Origin of the sequence: Flammeovirga aprica JL-4 (assembly GCF_012844305.1) — a bacterium.
Classification (GTDB): domain Bacteria; phylum Bacteroidota; class Bacteroidia; order Cytophagales; family Flammeovirgaceae; genus Flammeovirga; species Flammeovirga aprica.
Map to the genome: position 1 here is coordinate 18,987 of NZ_JABANE010000091.1, position 17,867 is coordinate 36,853.

Below are 17,867 nucleotides of genomic sequence, written 5' to 3' on the forward strand. Positions count from 1 at the left end.
AGAATTAACGTCCTGCGGACTACAAGAAGCATCATTAATTACTCATTTAGTAAAAAGGCAGTTGAAGTGAAAATTTCGACTGCCTTTTTTGTGTCTGCAATTTAAATTTGAACAATTAATATTGTAATGCTATTTTTAGGCTCTTAAAGTAAACTAATTTAATAACAGTCAAATCTCTCAGTATCGACGAGGGGTTAGCTGTAGTAAACTAAAAAACAAAGAAATTGAAAAAGATACTTTCAACACTATTTTTCATGGCTTTTTTGCTTCATTTTCATCTTGCATCTGGGCAGGGTAACATACCTAAAGGCTACAAACCCTATGTCAATATTGTTCCACCAGATACCACTCTATCAGTAACAGATGTTTTTTGGGGATATGATGACCCAACACGTCTCTGTGTTTATTATGGTTACAGCTGGGAATCTCCCAAGCTATTAATTCTTAATACCAATACTTGGGCCCAAGAAGGATGGATAGAAATTCCCAAATCCTTTAGACCTTATGCATTTACACCAGACAACAAATCCATTATACTAAGCAGACATAAGAAATTCTTGTTTTTTTCATCAAAACAGGAACTTTTATTTATAGATCTTGAAAATTACGATAGCAAGTTCTATTCAGAAAAAGAGTTACAGACATATATTTCAGAAAACGGCAAATTAAACCCCGGTAAAGACTTTTTATTTCTCAAATATATGTTATCCCCAGATAGGGAATACTTTATCACAAATTCAAGATTTCCAACTCAAGATAACCCTGACGACCTGATTCAAAAGGGATATCAATTGATCATCTTTAAATACACAGAAGAGGATATTGAATAGTTGGTCTGCTGATGGGTTGATTTTTTTGGGGTGATGTTTAAATGTTGAATACCTGTGTGTAGACAACAAAACTCTATTAAACTATAATGACTTCATTCTATATACGAAAAGAGGAAAAACTGAATTTTATAAAAATATTTATATTAACGCTCATACTTTCTTTGATATTAGGAATAGAAGTATTAGCTGATTCATATGTAGCTTATTTAATTTTATCAACCTTCATAGGCTTCATAATGGCTTTGATTTCTTGGGCTAGCCAATATAAGTATGTTGAAAAAATTGAGTTTAAAAATGAGAATATCACTATTTATCAGAGACATTATTTAAAGAAAAAAATATATAGAAGTACAAGCAATCTAGTAAAATTGAAAAAGAGTAGTGCCTTTATTGATATGGCAGTGATAGTACCTGCAACTCACAAACTAGAAAACTTTCGACTCAACTTTTCAGAGTGGAGTGAATTAGATCAAATAGAATCTCTTTTAGTTAGCGGAGACATGTAATCAAATAGTAACATTTATGAAAAAAAGAAGAAACTATCAAACTGAGGCTCATAAACTTGCAAAGGCCATTGATATCGCAATTGAAGCCTTTACAGAAGAGTGCCCATCTGATTTCAACAAAAAAACACAAAGTCATATGATCTCCTGTTACACTGACTATAAGGATCAATGTCTTAACCCTGAAGTAAAATACAGAAACTTAGCCTCCCTAAAATATATAATTGAAGCTGTTTTCACTTACTTCCAGGAAGGAACAGGAAATACTATTGAATACTTCTGGAAAAGGATCCATGAAGAAAATCTAGAATATGTTAGAGAAAATAGGCTAGAAAAAATTCTTACAAGAGGTAAAATTAGAGGTCGGATTGAGTTTGACTATGTAACCGACATGATTGTTGTAGCAGAACAAGTTGGGCTAACAACAAAGGAGGATACAACGAAATTAAGCATAATGCTTGGTGAATATGAAGAAAGAAATTTATAGTTTTCAATGAAAAATTATAAACTGACAAGACAAAAGAAAATTTTACTTCTTGGAGGACTCCTGCTTTTAAGTCAAATTATCTATTTCTCGGACTATATTTCACCTTTACATTGGGGACATATAAAAGTTAGTGGACTTGCATGCACTTGTCCTGACGAAAAAGTAGTAAATGGACAATTGTATTTAAGGAGTATAACGCCCGATAGTCTTAAAAAATATGACTTGGATTACTCTGAAATTTATGTTTCTGATAAACCTTTTAACAGCTTTGATCCGATGGGAGTTGATTTATATATTATAGAAGGTAAGGTTATTGGAAAAGAAAGAGTTTATGAGGGAGGCCCTTGGCATCCAAAATTGGAAGTTAACAAATGGAGAGAAGTTAATATTATAAAAGATTGGAGTACGAAATTACTTTTCTTTAGCCAGGTTTTTATTCTGTTAATGATAATGAGAAAGAATAAAATTTAAATTGTAATCAATATTTAAGAGGCATAGTTCACTAAAATACTAGATTGTTGAAGATATTGGATCTACTTTGGCAAGCCTATTACCATAAACAAATGAATAAAGAAAAAATTATAAAATCTGCTTACCCATTCTCCCATAATGATATTTGGAAACAATATCTAGTTCCGTATAAATTCTCACCTTTAGAAAATCCGGAAATTTTTGGTTCTTGGTTACTTGATTTTAGCTCAAAAGCTATAATGAACACTTGGCAAATAATATATGAGGAGTTTAAAAAAGTTGTTTATTCGAACTCAGAACTTAAAAAGTGTGTCGACTTTGAAGAAATTCATCAAATTGATGAGATAAGTAAATGCTTAAATAGAGGGTTTAATGAAGCTTATACCACAAGTTCATATGATGAATATCTAAAGTATGGTGATTGTAAACCAAATGAATGGATACTAAACGACCTTCAACTTTTAGAAAAGGCACTCGGTTCTCCATTCGACTATCATTTGGAACAAGAAAATAAACAAAGAATCATCGATGAGTTAATTGAAAAATCTTTTGTTAAACCCAACCTTGAGTTAAAATGGACAAACGAACCTTTTCCATGGACTTTATATATCCCTCCAATATCGATGTTTGATATTAGGAAATGGGAAAAAGAGGATTAATAGCATTGACAACTGAAATATAAGACAGTCTACCTCTAGCCCTTGATGATAAAAAATGCATTCTGTATGAGATTAATAATTCCTATCCTATTATGTTTCTGCTCCTTGACCTCCTTTGGTCAAATAAACTCTGATAATACGAATCAAGGTGCCTCAAAGATAACTTCAGCAAAAGCAGATAGTTTGGAAAATCTAGAGCAATGGAAAAGTGATCCTGAATTTCCAGGTGGACCCACTGCCCTATCCAAATTTTTAAACGATCACATTGAAATTGATGGTGAAGATCTAGGTGATCAACGTCAAAAGAAAGTGTTTGTTATGTTTACAATTACCGAAAACGGAAACATCGAAGATGTAATGGTTTTGAAAGGAATAAGTGAGAAAATGGACAAAAAAATTAAAGAAATCTTTCAAATAATGCCACTTTGGAAACCTGCTTATCTTTATGGAAAACCTGTCCGAAGTCGTTACTCCTATCCGCTTCTTATAAAATTATGAATTACACACTCAACCTTCAATCAGTTTTTCATTTTCTCACGAACAGAACGAAATATTTCTCATTGGATTAAGCTACTTGTTTTGTAATACATAAATATTTAAATTACCGTCATCTTTCAACAATCTAATCAGCAAACTATTTTTTGATAAGATGTTCGAGATATTTTTTTACTAATGAATATGTGCTTTTGTGTTTATCCAAGGATTTAAAAGGATGACACTATTGTGTATGCTTAACTAAAACAAACAATGAAAGGAAAATGGACTGGCAAATATTGGTTTTCTGGAAAAATACCTGACGTTTTAAAAGGTAGAAAGACTGAGTTTGAATTAATTATTGACAACTTTTCAAATTCTAAAATCTCCGGTAAAATAGCTGACAATATTAAAACGGGAGGAACTAAAGGAATTGGAACTATTCAAGGTACTGTAAAAGGCAATAAAATTAAGTTTGTGAAAAGAATGCCTGTTAGTACCGCTATTCTTAAAGATGGAACTAGAATCGAAGAAAATAAACCCCACAGACCTATTTACTACAAGGGAATAATTGATTACAAAACAGGATCTATTAAAGGAACTTGGAGATTTAAAATTGGTTTTGGATTGATAAAAGGACGTTTCGCTTTTTTTCCTGGAACCTACGGTGAATGGGAAATGAAACAAGCATAATAAAGTATAAGTTCAACAAAAAAACGAAATCTAAAATGAAACTAATAACAAACTTCCTGTTACTATTTGTAACTGTATTTTTTTTCAACTGTTCATCAACTCAAGAACAACTTCTTGAAATCAATGGAAAAACAGTTGGAGTAGACACTAAATCCATAATTTTAATCAATGCTGGTCAGTATCCTGACTCTGATTCTTTGATTAAAATACCAGTTAAGGATGGAAAATTTTACTATAAGGCTAAATTAGATTTTCCACAATATGTTGAATTATGTCTTGGAGAAAGTTTCATGCCTTTGTTTTTGACGAATGAAAAAATCAATGTAACAATACATTCTGAAGAAGAGTTTGACAAAAACGTAGTTGAAGGTGGTGAACTAAACGCTCAATATCAAAAGTATAAAGTAGATAATGATCATAAATTCAGCTCAAGAATAGAGACTTTGCTAGACAGTATGGGTCTATTAAGTAAATCAGATCAATTACTTAGTGAAAAAGCAAAACCATTATTTGCTGAACTAAGAAAACCTGGTAAACCTGAGGATAAAGTCTTTATTCGTAAAAAAATCCGTGACTTAAAAGATAGCAATCAACATTTAAGCTCAAAAGCACAAACCATTGACAACAAATTAAAACTGTTATACAAGAAACAGAAAGAATTTCAGCAAGAATACATAGAAAACAATCCTTCAATTGTATCTTACTTTTTCTTTATTCAAGACCTAATGTATCATAAAGAGAGGGTCGATATTAATATAGCTAAAAAAAATCTTCAGCTTCTTTCAGATGCAAACCCCAATCACCCTTATAATACATTGGCTTACAACTTAACTAAAGCAATTGACAACATAAAAGTTGGGAAAAAATATGTTGACTTTTCTGCCCCTGACTTGAATGGAGATAAAATAAAGCTTTCTGAAAAAATTGAGAATAAGATCGCTTTATTAGACCTATGGGCAACTTGGTGTGGCCCTTGTATCGTCAAAAGTAGAACTATGGTTCCTGTATATAATGATTTTAAAGACAAAGGTTTTACAATTATCGGAGTTGCAGGAGAAAGAGAAAATACGGATAAATTTGTCAGATTTCTCGAAAAAGAAAAATGGCCTTGGTTGAATTTGGTAGAAGTAGATGATCAAAATAATATATGGCAAAAATATAATATAGCTGGAAGTGGCGGTGGAATATTTCTAATTGATGAAAACGGGTTGATTCTTGCCAAAGATCCAACTGCAGAAGAAGTTAGAAAGGTATTGGAATCGCGTTTGAATTAAATCAGAGTAAAATATGAAAAATATCATTACAATATTCCTATTGAGTTTCATCTACTCTTGTAAAGAAAAACCAAACTACAATCCATTCGATAATCAATTCAATGTATCTGTCAAGCAACTGATTAACGATAATTGTGATACGGTATCTGCAGGTTGTGGGTATTTTAATCTGTTGAAAAGTGAAGATAAATTGAAGCCATATTATCAGGTTTATTGTGATGATTTTTTTACTGTTATAGCCAAAGGATTTACTATGGATATTGATACTTTTAAATTACAGAGTTCTGATTTTCAAAACAGCTATATTGACTCTATAACAAGTTTACCTTTGGACAAAAGTCAACTGAATATAGAGTTAGGGAAATTTGGTTATAAGATATTTTTGAGGGAAACAAATACTATTAAAGCTGTAAATAAAGAAATACAAGACACTGTTTCACTCAAACTATATACTTGTCCAATTGAAGATCAAAATTTGCTTGTTAGAACAATTGAATTCTTTAAGGGTAGAGAATAAAGATTAATCATTACTTAAACAAAATAAAAACTTATGCTTAAAGTGGAGACAAGTTCTTTGAAATGCCTTTTAGCCGAGTTTTAGCCACTATTAAAAAATGACATCAACAAAAGAAACAATGAGGTTTCCGTTAGATACTGAAGGGGAAATCGAAGTTGGTAATAGCTTATGTATTTTTCCATCAGACAATAAAGAAACCAAAAAAATATATCTAACGAAAAGTGGTTCAGCTTGGATTACGATAGATTGGCTTTCAGAGGAACTGATAGAATATTCGCAAATTAATTACGGAAAATTATTTGGTTTGCATCCAGTGGAAAGAGGAAAAGTCATAATGTATGGAAAAGAAATGACTTCATCTCGTTGGCATCAAAGCTATTTAAAGACTCCGCAGCATGATATAAAAGCTAAACGCAGTTATATGTACGCAGGAATAAAGCCGTATGAAGAATTACCATTGCCCTCTGAATTTCAAGTTTACTTAGATTTCGTCAATGAACACGAAAAAGAAAATAAATATAATCAAGCAATAGTAAATTGGTATGCGGACGGAAGTGATTTTATTGCCGAACACAGTGACTGCCAAATAGGAATGAAAGCAAACGCTGGAATTTCAATTATATCTCTTTGTGAAGATGTAAATAGCTTTAGGGAATTAAGGTTCACAGCTAAAAATTTAAAGCATAAGGAGAATGACAATTTATATAAGCATGTCAAAATAGCAGCAAGAAATGGAAGCATTATAACGATGCATGGAGATATTCAAGAAAAATTCAGACACAAAATACCAAAATCAAGCGGACTCAATTCTTCAAGAATAAGTCTGACTTTCAGGAAGTTTTAAACATTGAAAGTGAACTGTCGTGTCACTGTAAAAACTACTTTACAAGCTACAACAAAGTTTGATTTAGAGTATGTTTGAAATATATATTTTAGAAGTGAAAATTTTCCATTTTAGGTTGTGAGGAAATTAATTTCAGAGAAAATAGTGGTTCTATAGTTGATGAAATTAATAAACTCATGTTCTGAAAGGGGAAATTTTCACTAAAATAGATGTTTCAAACATGCTCTTATTCATTCAAAAAATATTCTAACTAAATTGAATAATATCAACTAAACTTCACGTTCACATCATTGAAAATTGACATCATAAATTAATAGAATATATCGTATTTAAACATGAAAAAAACAACGCTTTCATTTTTTCTATTCATAGTAACTTACTGCATCTTTGCACAAGAAAAGACGGACGAACTTACAAGTATAAAACAAGAACTTTTGTTGGTTGACAGTCTATTACAGGCAAAAAAGTCAATCACTGATGTATTCTATTTTTATGATGATTCCCTTGCCCTCGCTTATGATGGAAATAACTATGGCTTTATCAATAAAGAGGGGGAATTTATTATTAAACCTGAATTTTCATACGCCACCCCATTTGAAAAAAATACTGGTTATGCCCATTTTTTAGAAGGACTCAAAAGGTGTAAATTAAATGCAAAAGGATATGAAATAACACCTGATATGAAAGCTTTGGATATGGCTAGTTATTATTATGACTTTAATGAAACGCTCGAGGTAATCTTAAAGCATCCTTGGTTAGAAGTTATTCTGTTGGACGACGTTGCTATTGAAGAGGATGCCTATAAAATAGGTGAACTAAAAAAGTTGAAGCACCTAAAATATTTGAGTTTAAAAAAATGTAGAATGGAATCTCTTCCTGCAGCAATTGGTGAACTCACTAGCCTTGAAGTACTTAAGCTGTCTAAAAATTCCATTAAAATACTTCCTGATGAGCTGTGGAAACTGAAAAAACTTAAGGTCTTAAAAGTCAATAGCAACGAATTAAATTCTATTTCAAATAAGTTATTTGGCTTAACGTATCTTATTGAACTGGATATCAATTATAATAAGATTAAAGAACTTCCGGCAGGTGTTTCAAACCTTTCTAACTTAAAAAGAATTAAACTCAGCGGCAATGGTCTTCAACGTTTTCCTGATGAAATCACTGAACTTTCAAAGTTGGAATATTTAGATTTGTCTTTTAATAAGATCAATAATATACCTGATGAGATCTCGGAATTAAAGTTATTAAATCATTTAAACTTGTACGACAGTAAGCTTTCTACATTACCTGATGGAATGTGGAAATTAGAGAATTTAGAAGCTTTGGCATTAAGTTCTAATGAAATAAAAGAACTTCCGGCTGGTATTGGGAATCTGAGTAACTTAAAATACCTCTATTTAAGTTCGTGCAGTCTCACTACTTTACCCCATGAAATACAGAAACTCAAAAATTTAAAACAACTGAATATTTCAAGTAATAATTTATCAGTTATTCCTGAATGCATTGGCGGATTAACGGAATTGACAACTTTATATGCACATAATAATCAGATAGGTGATATTTCATCAGAAATAGGTAATTTAAAAAACTTAAGACTGTTTGAATTAGCAGAAAATAGGTTGTCTACTCTTCCTTTAGAGTTTGGTCAGCTGACAGGATTAACTAAGCTTTCGCTAAGGGACAACCCTGCATTAAATCTTGAAACATTATCCAACGCTTTCAGAAATTATCCTATTGAAATTATCATACATCCCTATAGTGTTTCAGTCGGTCATTATTATCAAAAAGTTGAAATAGTTATACCTGATATCAATTATTTTCCTGTAGAGTTGGCAGGAATAAAAAACCTTACAAAACTGGAATTAAGCTCTTGTAATATTCTGTATATACCGAAAGGTATTGCAAATTTCACGAACCTTGAGCACTTAAAATTATCTAGAAATAAGATATCATCAATACCAAAAGAAATTGGTAAATTGAGTAATTTGAAGACGCTAGATTTTTATAAAAATTCCCTGAATAATATCCCTTCACAAATGAAGAAGCTAAAAAGTTTAGTGGAACTAAATTTATCTGGCAACAATTTTACTGATGAACAAAAGGCCACAATAAAGGAACAATTCACTAACTGTAATGTACTTTTTTAAGGCTCAGCATTTATGAAAAAAATAGAATTTTCGGGTAAGGCCTTTGACTTTAACTATTTTGACGAAAGTAAATGTTGGATAACCAACTTTGAGATTGAGGGCATTAAGATCAATCTTGAAATTGATATGGAATGCTACAAACAAGAAACAATAGATTGGAGGCACCTTGAAGAATTCTTGAAATATATTTCGTCTCAAAACCGATTATCAGAATTTCTAAAGCATGGAATCAGACCAATCGAAGAAGTTGGTTTTACATTTTTCAGAAGATGCAGAGATGAAATAAAAAATTGGCATATGATATTTTCAAACTCCATCCTATTTGAAGGGTATCCTGAAGGTGTAAATACTGATAAAGATTTCTATTTTTCTTTGGTTTATGATTTCGCTGAAGAAAAAGATAACATATTTGTCGAAGGGGATGCTTACGGATTATACTTAGTGGATATTATTTCTAGTAAAGGTATTATTGGTTCGCGAAGAATTCAATGTTAGGTGGCTTCAATTAGCCATAATGTAATATTAAAACAACACAAAAATGGACAAATCTGAAGAAATTAAAAGGTTAATTATTGATTTTGAAAATGACAAAATTTCAAGTGAAAAAGCATTAATTGAGATCAATAAACTATCCAATGTAGTGGTTGATAATTTCTCTTTACAAACCTATAATTCAAGTATGGATTTAGAAATGTATGTGAGGATTTTAACGCTAGAGTCTATTGCGGATTGGCAAGAAATAGATGATAAAAGAGCTATTGATCTCATAAATGAAATCCTTACATCAACTGATGACGATGCGGTGCTCCTTAGAAACTTTGAGGCGCTGGAAAAAAGATATTCAAAACCCACTGGTGCATTATCTGATTGGATATTTCATGACGATATTACGGAAGCAAATGAATTATTACTGTTATTAAAGAAAAACACAACGATTATTTTATAAGGGTACAGATACATACTATTTTAATAATAATCTTATGGTTTTCTGTAAGAATAATTTTTATAGCCAAAAGGTGACATTCAATTTGAAATAAAACAACAACTAAAACAAACATCAAAGAGTTATGGGAGTAGCAACATATGTGCAAGGGTACAAGAAAAATGAAGACTGTATTTCCGGAAAGATTCAATCTATTGGGTGGTTTGAAGTCATTAAAAATAAAATTCAAGATCACAAAATCGAGAATTCATTTATGGTCTTTCACGAAGAACTACACTCATTAATGTTTAATGAGATATGAAGTACCTTATGATCTCGGTTTTTATGATTTAAGAAACCTTACTTTTTATTATCACATTGTCGATTATATTACGGGTAACGGATATTGTCAAATTAATAATGAGCCTCATGAGGTAATGTTTGATGGTAAAAATGTATTAGAAGCTCTATCTTCTATTTATAATGTTTTTGATCGTTTACCTCTTGATGAAGAGATTAAAAATTCTGAAAAAGAAATCCTAAAAGAGCTTATCGAAATATTAACCATCATATCTAACAATGATGGGATTGTAAGTTTTACTTTAGGTTAAATTTACCAATGGTTTTATTTCGTGCCAACACAGTTACATTACATCATAAAAAATCTTCAATATCAAAAAGCCTCATCTATACTTAATAGCTCTTATCATTTTGGTTTGTTCTTGTCAAGAGAAAAAATCAAAATTAGATAAAGCATCATTTATCAATACTAAGTGGGTGTCAATCACTGATGATGAAACGGATTACCTCTCGTCAAGTATGTTGATTATTGATTCAATTGGTGACATCACCTATCAGAATCAAGAAAATAGTGTTTATTTTTCAGAAATTACTGATTACGATTCTAACCACTATTATTCTTTTAAAGGTGAAATTGTTAGGCATACAAAAGACACAATCGAAATAGAATTAAATACACCAATTAGAATTCTTTGTCGTAGCTTTTTCTTGTACGTCGTTTTCCCATAATGCAAAAATACTTTTTTTTGATTAAAGGGGCTTAACTTACTCTCCGGGTAAATGTAGCTATTCCAAACTAAGTATAAAGCTATCAAGTGAACTAATGAAATTTGATAAAATAAGAAAAATAGAATTTAAACACTTATTTCACTTAAACATGTCTATAAATAAAAATGGTAAATTAGAGATTTTTTGTATTGAAAGAGATTATGAAGATAATATTAATGAAGATTTAGGGTTATCCTATTGGTGTCAGAAGGTCTTAATAGAAAGAATGGATTGTACTTTAGAATGTAGATATCCATTGAAATATCCTAAATATGTCTCAATTCCCATTATTATCGGAAATAATTAATTTCAAAAGACAATTTCAGCTAAAACTCCAAGTCTCTGGTAACGCTCCCTCACTCGTAGTTTAGCATTTTCGTAAGCTCAATTAATCATAATTTGAAAGCACTATTTATCCTCATATTCACTTTTTGTAGTTTTAATCTACTAGCACAATCAAAATCTAAGTTTTTATTTTTTGATGCCTGTAAGGATGAAGTATTAGAATTACCATATGAACTTTGGTTGGTAAAAGAAGATTCGACAATTATAGTTGATGCAGGAGAGGCAATTGAATTGGCTACTAATTATTATCAACTTCAATTATATATGACTTCGGAGGATTTTTTAACCAGTTTCTATTTCGATATCATCATTGATCAAGAGCAAAAAAATGATACTCTTTACCTCCATAAAACGAGATTATGGGGTCCGACTTACTTACACGCACCTACTGAAGAATTTAAATTTTATTGTTGTGGTAAATTATGTAATGGATTAATCGAAGAGTATGACTCAAATGGAGTAGTTCGATTTAAAGGGCGATTTGAAAATGGAGTTCCTACGAGAAATTTAAAGTATTATAATGAGTTTGGAAATCTCATTCAAAAAGAAGTCTATGACGATAAAGGGAATCTTAAACGGATAAAATAAAAAAGAGCTTACCAAAAACTAAACTCGATTACGGTTTGATAAAAACCTTTTGTGTAGTTTAGCAAGGAACGTTGACACACATTGATCTTTATGCAATTTAAATTCATCTTTTTTATTTGTTTAATGATAATATCTTCATGTAATAACAAACGATTTACAACTTCAATAAATATCAATAAATCGGTAAGATATATTGAGTTTGTTGATAGTGTCATTCAACAGCATTCAAAATACAATACTATAAAGTGGATTTTTGTGCACCCTGTAAATGTACAAAGAACAGAAGATGTTGTAAATGATAATTTTGGAGATAAAGAACTATTAATACCTCAAACCTTTGTTCCTCCACCAACGATTTTAACGTATGAGTTGAGTGACTTTTCATTTGAGGAAAGTAAAATAAATGTGGATGTTTTGCATCCTCCTAATTTAGATATAAATCTAGATTCATTGTGTTACGCGGAGTCAATTAAGAGAGGTAAAGGAATAATATTTTCCAAGCCCTATTTTTGGCGTGACTATCAAGATAAAAAATGGATAGACTATCAAATAATAGAAAATCCATCATATGATTTGGGGTATTTTAGAATAGAATATAAATAAAAACGTGTGAACACCAGGGACATACGACGCAATCTGCCTACGATACCATGCCTTTAGGCAAAGGCATCTCCTTTATGGAAAGAATAAAAGACAACTTTCTTACAATTCAAGTTTAGTTATTATGAAAAACTATCAAGCTTTATTTTTTTTCTTCGTGGTTTTCTTTGGAAGTTGTGAGAGTGAATCGTGTAAAATTGATTTTCTGAAAAATGAACAATATTACATTGAAGCACTAGAAAAAATCCATTCTCTCCATCTAGAAATGAATAGTAATCAATTCTATTATCGCCCTATTCTATCAATTTCTCAAAGAGATGAGATTTTGAATGCCAAACTTTCTACTGAAATACAGTTCATAGAATGTCATGCAGATTCTACAATAATCTTTCAGGCACCAAATTGTAATAATGAATATGCTTTAAGAGATGTTGTATATTTCTTAGCCTATGCACCAAAAGGTATAGAACAAATTAAGCATAAACGTAATCTTGGAGGGATAGAAGAAGTATCAAAAAATTGGTACTTATGTAAGCATATTTATTCACTTGCAAATTAAATAACGTATAAATAAACAGGGCATTTTAGTCATCGATTGATATACCTGCAGACTTCAAACTAATTATGAAAGCCAGAGTTGAGAAATCCTCACTATTTGTGGTTTTGAACCAACTGTCATCATAGCGAATGAAATTATATTTGAGGGTGCAGTTTATAGTGAAAAATACATCCTTGTAGGCTTATACACAGAAAATCAATTGAATACATTTAAAAATCATCATTAGAGTTTAATCTTTCATACTTCCTTCATACCTTTTTCCTACCCCATTCGGACCTATTTTTTTGAATGCTCAAGTTAAATTTGCTCTCAAATCAATTATTAGACATTAAATTTACAATGATGCAAAAAGACATAATTTTTTTATTCGTTTTACTTCTAAGCAACACCTTTGTGTTTTGTCAAGTAGAAAAAGATAAGCCGGCAGACAACTACATCTACCCTCCTAATTCATATAATAATTATGAAGGGTTGACACCTAAAGAAAGTTGGGATATTCATAAAGCAGCCTACATCAAGCAATTGAAATCAAAAGGAAGCACAGGTGAAGAATACGATAAAAGTATTCTTGAATATGAAAAACAGAAAGAGGAATTTTTAACCCAAGTGAAAGAACAGAATAGAATTGCAGAAGTTCAGAGAGAGAAAGATGCTGAACTTAGAAAGCAACATGCTATTCAAAGAGAGAAAGATGCTGAACTCAGAAAGCAACATGCTATTCAAAGAGAGAAAGATGCCGAACTCAGAAAGCAACATGCTATTCAAAGAGAGAAAGATGCCGAACTCAGAAAGCAACATGCTATCCAAAGGGAGAAAGATGCCGAACTCAGAAAGCAACATGCTATCCAAAGGGAGAAAGATGCTGAACTCAGAAAGCAACATGCTATTCAAAGGGAGAAAGATGCTGAACTTAGAAAACAACATGCTATTCAAAGGGAGAAAGACGCTGAACTTAGAAAGAAATCACAAGCTTGGAGAGAACATTCTGAAGAAATACTAATTAAAAACATTACACTCTCTACTCAATCTAATGGTAGTAAACCAATCACTTTTAATGTTCCCATAAAAACAACTTTGTACATAGGTGTCCGAGCACATATACGTTCTGGAAATGCTCTAATCGAAATTTTCAATCCTAAAGGAATTAAAGAAGGAGAGCTATCTTTAAAGTATCAACCAAATTCAAACGAAAATAGCGAGGGACCAGTTTATACATCAGGTGCACTTGATAAAACAATCTCAAATACGGAAGTTGGGGAATGGCAGATAAAAATCTCATCCCAAAAATCGAACGGTAATATTGCCATGTCCGTTGCTCAATCTATTAAACCTACTGCGGATGAATAAAATAATGAAAAATATAATAACTATTCTCCTCCTCATCTTGTGCTGTCAAGTCAATGCGTTTTCTAATAATGTTGGTCATATATCTGGCAAATTGATATTAGACGATTCTTGGGACAGAAAAATATATGTGTCCTACCTTAAGACATTTGAAAAAGAATATGCTGTTTCGAATGATATAATAATTACAAGTGCCACTATTGATAGTCTTGGTAATTTCAAAATAGATTTGGAGAAGGTGCCAACAGAATGGTCATTCTTCCGTTTACATATCGTCAAAAAAGGCGTTTCACCCAACTCATTGGTCATTGGCAGTTTAGACGAAAATTTTATACACTTAATCGCAAAACAAGATTCTGAAATAGAATTGTTCAATACGGGAGACAGGCCAATATTCTCGGGTACAAGAATTAAAGGCGCTGATTATATGAAGACTTTTGACTACATTAAAAAATTGTCGAATTACCCCAATTCAATTGACTACGAAAAGTCAATAATAGAAAAGGAATTTATTAAAGAGGTAGTCTCAGAAAAGTTAAAATCAGTTGCAGATACCTGCAAGCATCCTCTGGTTTCTCTTTATGCCATCTACCAAACCGATTTTCAAGCAGATTATTTAGCTAATCCTAAATTTTACGAGGGTTATTTGTCAAAATGGGAAAATGAAAACAATCCATATTTTAATTCCTTCCGACAAAAATTCCATATTGTTGAGCATGATCTCTCCAATGAAAATACTATAAAACACATCATTTTTTTTATAAGTGTTGTAGGTTTTCTTACAGTTAGTGTTTTAATTTTATTTAAACGTAAAAATCAAAATATCAATCAGTTAAGCCTTCAGGAACGGAAAATATTTGGCCTATTAAGAAATGGCCTGAGCAATAAAGAAATATCAGCTGAATGTAATATCGAGTTAACCACCGTAAAATCACACATAAGCAGTATTTACTCCAAACTAAAAATAAAATCTAGAAAAGAAGCTGTAAATTTAAAATCTAAATCAATATGAAAAGCCTTCTAATAATACTATTCTTCTTAAGATAAATCTGTAATAAAACGCTCAAAGTCGGGATCTACACCCTCATTGGGTTGTAACATTATTGAAACGCTTCTGCCTGAAGACAAATCGATACTTCTTGTTTTGTAATACATTACTATTTAAATTAGAACCACCTTTCAACAATCAAATGAGCAAACTAATTTTTTGATGGGATGTTGAAATATTTTTTATTAATGGATATATACTATTGTGTTTTTAAATTTATAATCTGATATGGTGGTGTTTATTCGATGTTATCAATTATATAAAAGAAACGTATGAAAAAACTCTTACTAATATTTATGTACTTAGTAATCTCTGAATCAATCTATGGACAAGGTATAAGAAGAGATCAAATTATTGAATTAGGTAAATACTATTCAAGCTATATGTTTATGAATGAACCACCTAAATCAGCTAAAAAAGAACTTGATAGTGGATTTGATGATGAATTAAGGAAATCAATCGATTTTATTCAGGAAGGAGCAAAGTCCAAAAACAAATTACTGACAAAAGAGTTCCTTATGTTGCCAGATACTACAACACTGAAAGTAGTGTATATAATTGATGCACTTCACCAAAATCCACATAGAGTAGATGTGAGAGAACCAAAAGATCTTGTCGACAGTTTGTTGACAATAGAAATCCCGCTCTATGAACTAATTGATGAATACTATTCTACACTATTTACTGCAGTCGGTAATAAAAATAAACCTTTCAACCTATCAAAAATTGACTTTCATTTAAAGGAATATGGATTAGATTCAGACCGTGCAAGAGGAATATTCTATTTACGTTGCATGGAGTTATGCGGAAGTCAAATCTTTGGATACATGAATATCGTTAACCCTCCAAATACAAAAAAAGCACTTGACTACATCAACAAGTTTCCAAAATTCAACGGCTCAGAATATTTCAGATATACAGATTTATATTTTAACGATTTTGAAATAGAGATTCTTAATAATAAAGGGAAGCAAAGCTACAAGGATTACTACGTGGGTAAACTTTATTCGACCCTTCTAAATCATCTAATTTGCTTGGACAAGGAATCTAATGACAGAGAAAAGATTACTGAGTTACTACTAGGGTCAATACTCAAAGACAGTTCATTATACAAGCATACATCACATAAGGCGACATTAGAAGGAATTTTTAAAAAACAATAAATTGCTAAAAAACAACATCACTGTTGACACAAACCTTTTTGTAATTTAGCAAAACGTTGTCGACAATTAAAGACATCTTAATATGACTCTTAACGAATTAAAGAATATAGTAAAAAATGAAAACGGAGATTATTCATTCGAACTATACTCTCCTGCTTTTGAAACTAAAATGTTCCAAGAAATTTATGTACCAACTCTAAACTATAATACAGGAGTGAAAGAAACAGACGAAAGTAAACTTATCACTCCAAATATTCTGTCAAGTGTAAACTCATTTCTTGATTTAAAAAAAGAGAATTTTATTGACGAATTGCAAAATGAAATATTCAAACTGTTTAATATAGTATCGAAGCCACAAGTTATGGACAAGTACCAGATGAATTAATCAAACAACACGGTAATACAGAGGCTAATAGAATATTCTTTGAAGGTAAAAATAAAGAAACTGTATTTGATAATTGCAGGTTTGAAGCTGTGTCATATGACAACGAAAATCCCGAAAAGTGCTTTTCCATTATTGCTGGAATTGATTGGGATTTGGAACATGGACTTATAATCCATTTTGTGGATGGAAAATTTGTTGAAATAGAATAAAAGGCACTAACGTTTAATGTAGTTTATGAATTTTGATATTAAAATTCCAATAGAGATAGTATTGAAATGAAGAAATTGTTGATCCTAATTATTACGTTTATTACATCCTTTTGTAGTGTATATTCTCAAAGTAAGACTCTTAAGGGTCGAGTAATTTCTGAGGACTTTGAAACTATGCCAGGAGTGTTTATTATGATCAATGACTCTATTGAGGTCAGTAAAACCGATATAGATGGTTTTTTCGAGGCAGAGATTCCAATTCCCGTTGATAAATTATTATTTAAAGGTATTGGACTAGACCCTGCAACTATAGAGATTACAGATAATTGCAATAAACTTGAAGTAGTAATGATGTATACTTTTACGTATGATTTTATTTCATTGAAACGAGTGGATAAAAAGAGGAAAAAAAGATATAAAAAGCTTCCTGAAATATATAAAACTGCAATTGATAAAGGTATATTTGAAATGATACATCCATGTTATATACGTGATTTTGAACCATATTAAAGTCAGTAAATAAATCATTGAGATAATAATTACAGAAGAATTATCCCATAAAAGACACTAACAAAGGGCATATTATATATTTCACTCATCTTGTGCCACTCATTTCACTGATATTGTGCCACTTTCAAATTGCTATTAGCAAGATATTGAAAAATAAATTAATATTACTCTTTTGTTTCTAATGTCCTAAGTGATTTCCCCTTTAAATCCAATCTATGTGATGA

Annotated in this window: 24 protein-coding genes; all 24 read left to right on the plus strand. The window is 31.0% G+C overall.

The genetic code is table 11. The annotated features are described in order from the left end of the window. Positions 1 to 254 precede the first annotated feature (254 nt). Complete coding sequence (locus tag HHU12_RS24965) at positions 255 to 830, plus strand: hypothetical protein (RefSeq protein WP_169659462.1); 576 nt, start codon at positions 255 to 257, stop codon at positions 828 to 830. 86 nt (positions 831 to 916) lie between these two features. Then, positions 917 to 1,336, plus strand: coding sequence for a hypothetical protein (locus HHU12_RS24970; protein WP_169659463.1), 420 nt, complete (start codon positions 917 to 919; stop codon positions 1,334 to 1,336). A gap of 16 nt (positions 1,337 to 1,352) precedes the next feature. Then, positions 1,353 to 1,820 (plus strand): hypothetical protein, encoded by a 468-nt coding sequence (locus tag HHU12_RS24975; RefSeq protein WP_169659464.1) that lies wholly within the window; start codon positions 1,353 to 1,355, stop codon positions 1,818 to 1,820. A gap of 6 nt (positions 1,821 to 1,826) precedes the next feature. Next, a complete protein-coding gene (locus HHU12_RS24980; protein WP_169659465.1) occupies positions 1,827 to 2,291 on the plus strand; it encodes a hypothetical protein in 465 nt (154 codons plus the stop codon). Positions 2,292 to 2,383: 92 nt separating this feature from the next. Continuing rightward, complete coding sequence (locus HHU12_RS24985) at positions 2,384 to 2,950, plus strand: hypothetical protein (protein WP_169659466.1); 567 nt, start codon at positions 2,384 to 2,386, stop codon at positions 2,948 to 2,950. Between the two features lie 66 nt (positions 2,951 to 3,016). Continuing rightward, on the plus strand, positions 3,017 to 3,448 hold the full coding sequence (locus tag HHU12_RS24990) for an energy transducer TonB (RefSeq protein WP_169659467.1): 432 nt from the start codon (positions 3,017 to 3,019) through the stop codon (positions 3,446 to 3,448). A gap of 249 nt (positions 3,449 to 3,697) precedes the next feature. Then, on the plus strand, positions 3,698 to 4,117 hold the full coding sequence (locus tag HHU12_RS24995; RefSeq protein WP_169659468.1) for a hypothetical protein: 420 nt from the start codon (positions 3,698 to 3,700) through the stop codon (positions 4,115 to 4,117). After that, a complete protein-coding gene (locus HHU12_RS25000; RefSeq protein WP_169659469.1) occupies positions 4,096 to 5,391 on the plus strand; it encodes a TlpA disulfide reductase family protein in 1,296 nt (431 codons plus the stop codon). Before HHU12_RS24995 ends, HHU12_RS25000 begins: the two co-directional genes overlap by 22 nt. Before the next feature lie 13 nt (positions 5,392 to 5,404). Beyond that, a complete protein-coding gene (locus HHU12_RS25005) occupies positions 5,405 to 5,908 on the plus strand; it encodes a hypothetical protein (protein WP_169659470.1) in 504 nt (167 codons plus the stop codon). Between the two features lie 97 nt (positions 5,909 to 6,005). Beyond that, on the plus strand, positions 6,006 to 6,752 hold the full coding sequence (locus tag HHU12_RS25010; RefSeq protein ID WP_169659471.1) for an alpha-ketoglutarate-dependent dioxygenase AlkB: 747 nt from the start codon (positions 6,006 to 6,008) through the stop codon (positions 6,750 to 6,752). A gap of 335 nt (positions 6,753 to 7,087) precedes the next feature. Beyond that, positions 7,088 to 8,902, plus strand: coding sequence for a leucine-rich repeat domain-containing protein (locus HHU12_RS25015; RefSeq protein WP_169659472.1), 1,815 nt, complete (start codon positions 7,088 to 7,090; stop codon positions 8,900 to 8,902). Between the two features lie 12 nt (positions 8,903 to 8,914). Further along, positions 8,915 to 9,397: a hypothetical protein gene (locus tag HHU12_RS25020; protein ID WP_169659473.1), complete on the plus strand. Its 483-nt coding sequence runs from the start codon at positions 8,915 to 8,917 to the stop codon at positions 9,395 to 9,397. A gap of 43 nt (positions 9,398 to 9,440) precedes the next feature. Then, positions 9,441 to 9,848 carry a hypothetical protein gene (locus tag HHU12_RS25025; RefSeq protein ID WP_169659474.1) on the plus strand — a complete coding sequence of 136 codons (408 nt, stop codon included), beginning with the start codon at positions 9,441 to 9,443 and terminating at the stop codon, positions 9,846 to 9,848. 287 nt (positions 9,849 to 10,135) lie between these two features. Beyond that, positions 10,136 to 10,435, plus strand: a complete 300-nt coding sequence (locus HHU12_RS25030; RefSeq protein ID WP_169659475.1) for a hypothetical protein — start codon at positions 10,136 to 10,138, stop codon at positions 10,433 to 10,435. 100 nt (positions 10,436 to 10,535) lie between these two features. Further along, a complete protein-coding gene (locus tag HHU12_RS25035) occupies positions 10,536 to 10,853 on the plus strand; it encodes a hypothetical protein (RefSeq protein WP_169659476.1) in 318 nt (105 codons plus the stop codon). A gap of 438 nt (positions 10,854 to 11,291) precedes the next feature. After that, positions 11,292 to 11,825, plus strand: a complete 534-nt coding sequence (locus tag HHU12_RS25040) for a toxin-antitoxin system YwqK family antitoxin (RefSeq protein ID WP_169659477.1) — start codon at positions 11,292 to 11,294, stop codon at positions 11,823 to 11,825. Between the two features lie 90 nt (positions 11,826 to 11,915). Then, complete coding sequence (locus HHU12_RS25045; protein WP_169659478.1) at positions 11,916 to 12,428, plus strand: hypothetical protein; 513 nt, start codon at positions 11,916 to 11,918, stop codon at positions 12,426 to 12,428. Positions 12,429 to 12,549: 121 nt separating this feature from the next. Next, positions 12,550 to 12,984, plus strand: a complete 435-nt coding sequence (locus HHU12_RS25050) for a hypothetical protein (RefSeq protein WP_169659479.1) — start codon at positions 12,550 to 12,552, stop codon at positions 12,982 to 12,984. 393 nt (positions 12,985 to 13,377) lie between these two features. Next, positions 13,378 to 14,331, plus strand: a complete 954-nt coding sequence (locus tag HHU12_RS25055; RefSeq protein ID WP_169659480.1) for a hypothetical protein — start codon at positions 13,378 to 13,380, stop codon at positions 14,329 to 14,331. A 4-nt stretch (positions 14,332 to 14,335) separates the two neighbouring features. Further along, positions 14,336 to 15,340, plus strand: a complete 1,005-nt coding sequence (locus HHU12_RS25060; protein WP_169659481.1) for a helix-turn-helix domain-containing protein — start codon at positions 14,336 to 14,338, stop codon at positions 15,338 to 15,340. A 308-nt stretch (positions 15,341 to 15,648) separates the two neighbouring features. Further along, positions 15,649 to 16,539 (plus strand): hypothetical protein, encoded by an 891-nt coding sequence (locus HHU12_RS25065; protein ID WP_169659482.1) that lies wholly within the window; start codon positions 15,649 to 15,651, stop codon positions 16,537 to 16,539. Positions 16,540 to 16,621: 82 nt separating this feature from the next. After that, positions 16,622 to 16,924, plus strand: a complete 303-nt coding sequence (locus HHU12_RS25070; protein WP_169659483.1) for a hypothetical protein — start codon at positions 16,622 to 16,624, stop codon at positions 16,922 to 16,924. Between the two features lie 32 nt (positions 16,925 to 16,956). Next, positions 16,957 to 17,133, plus strand: a complete 177-nt coding sequence (locus tag HHU12_RS35945) for a hypothetical protein (protein ID WP_394353205.1) — start codon at positions 16,957 to 16,959, stop codon at positions 17,131 to 17,133. Positions 17,134 to 17,307: 174 nt separating this feature from the next. Next, complete coding sequence (locus HHU12_RS25075; RefSeq protein WP_205959987.1) at positions 17,308 to 17,643, plus strand: hypothetical protein; 336 nt, start codon at positions 17,308 to 17,310, stop codon at positions 17,641 to 17,643. Positions 17,644 to 17,867 lie beyond the last annotated feature (224 nt).

Excerpts from the sequence above, each read along its gene's own strand:
- HHU12_RS25000 (WP_169659469.1), top strand. The coding sequence starts at position 4,096 with ATGGGAAATGAAACAAGCATAATAAAGTATAAGTTCAACAAAAAAACG.
- HHU12_RS25060 (WP_169659481.1), top strand. The coding sequence starts at position 14,336 with ATGAAAAATATAATAACTATTCTCCTCCTCATCTTGTGCTGTCAAGTC.
- HHU12_RS25070 (WP_169659483.1), top strand. The coding sequence starts at position 16,622 with ATGACTCTTAACGAATTAAAGAATATAGTAAAAAATGAAAACGGAGAT.
- HHU12_RS25025 (WP_169659474.1), top strand. The coding sequence starts at position 9,441 with ATGGACAAATCTGAAGAAATTAAAAGGTTAATTATTGATTTTGAAAAT.
- HHU12_RS25005 (WP_169659470.1), top strand. The coding sequence starts at position 5,405 with ATGAAAAATATCATTACAATATTCCTATTGAGTTTCATCTACTCTTGT.
- HHU12_RS25030 (WP_169659475.1), top strand. The coding sequence starts at position 10,136 with ATGAGATATGAAGTACCTTATGATCTCGGTTTTTATGATTTAAGAAAC.
- HHU12_RS24970 (WP_169659463.1), top strand. The coding sequence starts at position 917 with ATGACTTCATTCTATATACGAAAAGAGGAAAAACTGAATTTTATAAAA.
- HHU12_RS24980 (WP_169659465.1), top strand. The coding sequence starts at position 1,827 with ATGAAAAATTATAAACTGACAAGACAAAAGAAAATTTTACTTCTTGGA.
- HHU12_RS25045 (WP_169659478.1), top strand. The coding sequence starts at position 11,916 with ATGCAATTTAAATTCATCTTTTTTATTTGTTTAATGATAATATCTTCA.
- HHU12_RS24975 (WP_169659464.1), top strand. The coding sequence starts at position 1,353 with ATGAAAAAAAGAAGAAACTATCAAACTGAGGCTCATAAACTTGCAAAG.
- HHU12_RS24995 (WP_169659468.1), top strand. The coding sequence starts at position 3,698 with ATGAAAGGAAAATGGACTGGCAAATATTGGTTTTCTGGAAAAATACCT.
- HHU12_RS25020 (WP_169659473.1), top strand. The coding sequence starts at position 8,915 with ATGAAAAAAATAGAATTTTCGGGTAAGGCCTTTGACTTTAACTATTTT.
- HHU12_RS25065 (WP_169659482.1), top strand. The coding sequence starts at position 15,649 with ATGAAAAAACTCTTACTAATATTTATGTACTTAGTAATCTCTGAATCA.
- HHU12_RS25075 (WP_205959987.1), top strand. The coding sequence starts at position 17,308 with ATGCCAGGAGTGTTTATTATGATCAATGACTCTATTGAGGTCAGTAAA.
- HHU12_RS24990 (WP_169659467.1), top strand. The coding sequence starts at position 3,017 with ATGAGATTAATAATTCCTATCCTATTATGTTTCTGCTCCTTGACCTCC.
- HHU12_RS25050 (WP_169659479.1), top strand. The coding sequence starts at position 12,550 with ATGAAAAACTATCAAGCTTTATTTTTTTTCTTCGTGGTTTTCTTTGGA.
- HHU12_RS24965 (WP_169659462.1), top strand. The coding sequence starts at position 255 with ATGGCTTTTTTGCTTCATTTTCATCTTGCATCTGGGCAGGGTAACATA.
- HHU12_RS24985 (WP_169659466.1), top strand. The coding sequence starts at position 2,384 with ATGAATAAAGAAAAAATTATAAAATCTGCTTACCCATTCTCCCATAAT.
- HHU12_RS25015 (WP_169659472.1), top strand. The coding sequence starts at position 7,088 with ATGAAAAAAACAACGCTTTCATTTTTTCTATTCATAGTAACTTACTGC.
- HHU12_RS25010 (WP_169659471.1), top strand. The coding sequence starts at position 6,006 with ATGACATCAACAAAAGAAACAATGAGGTTTCCGTTAGATACTGAAGGG.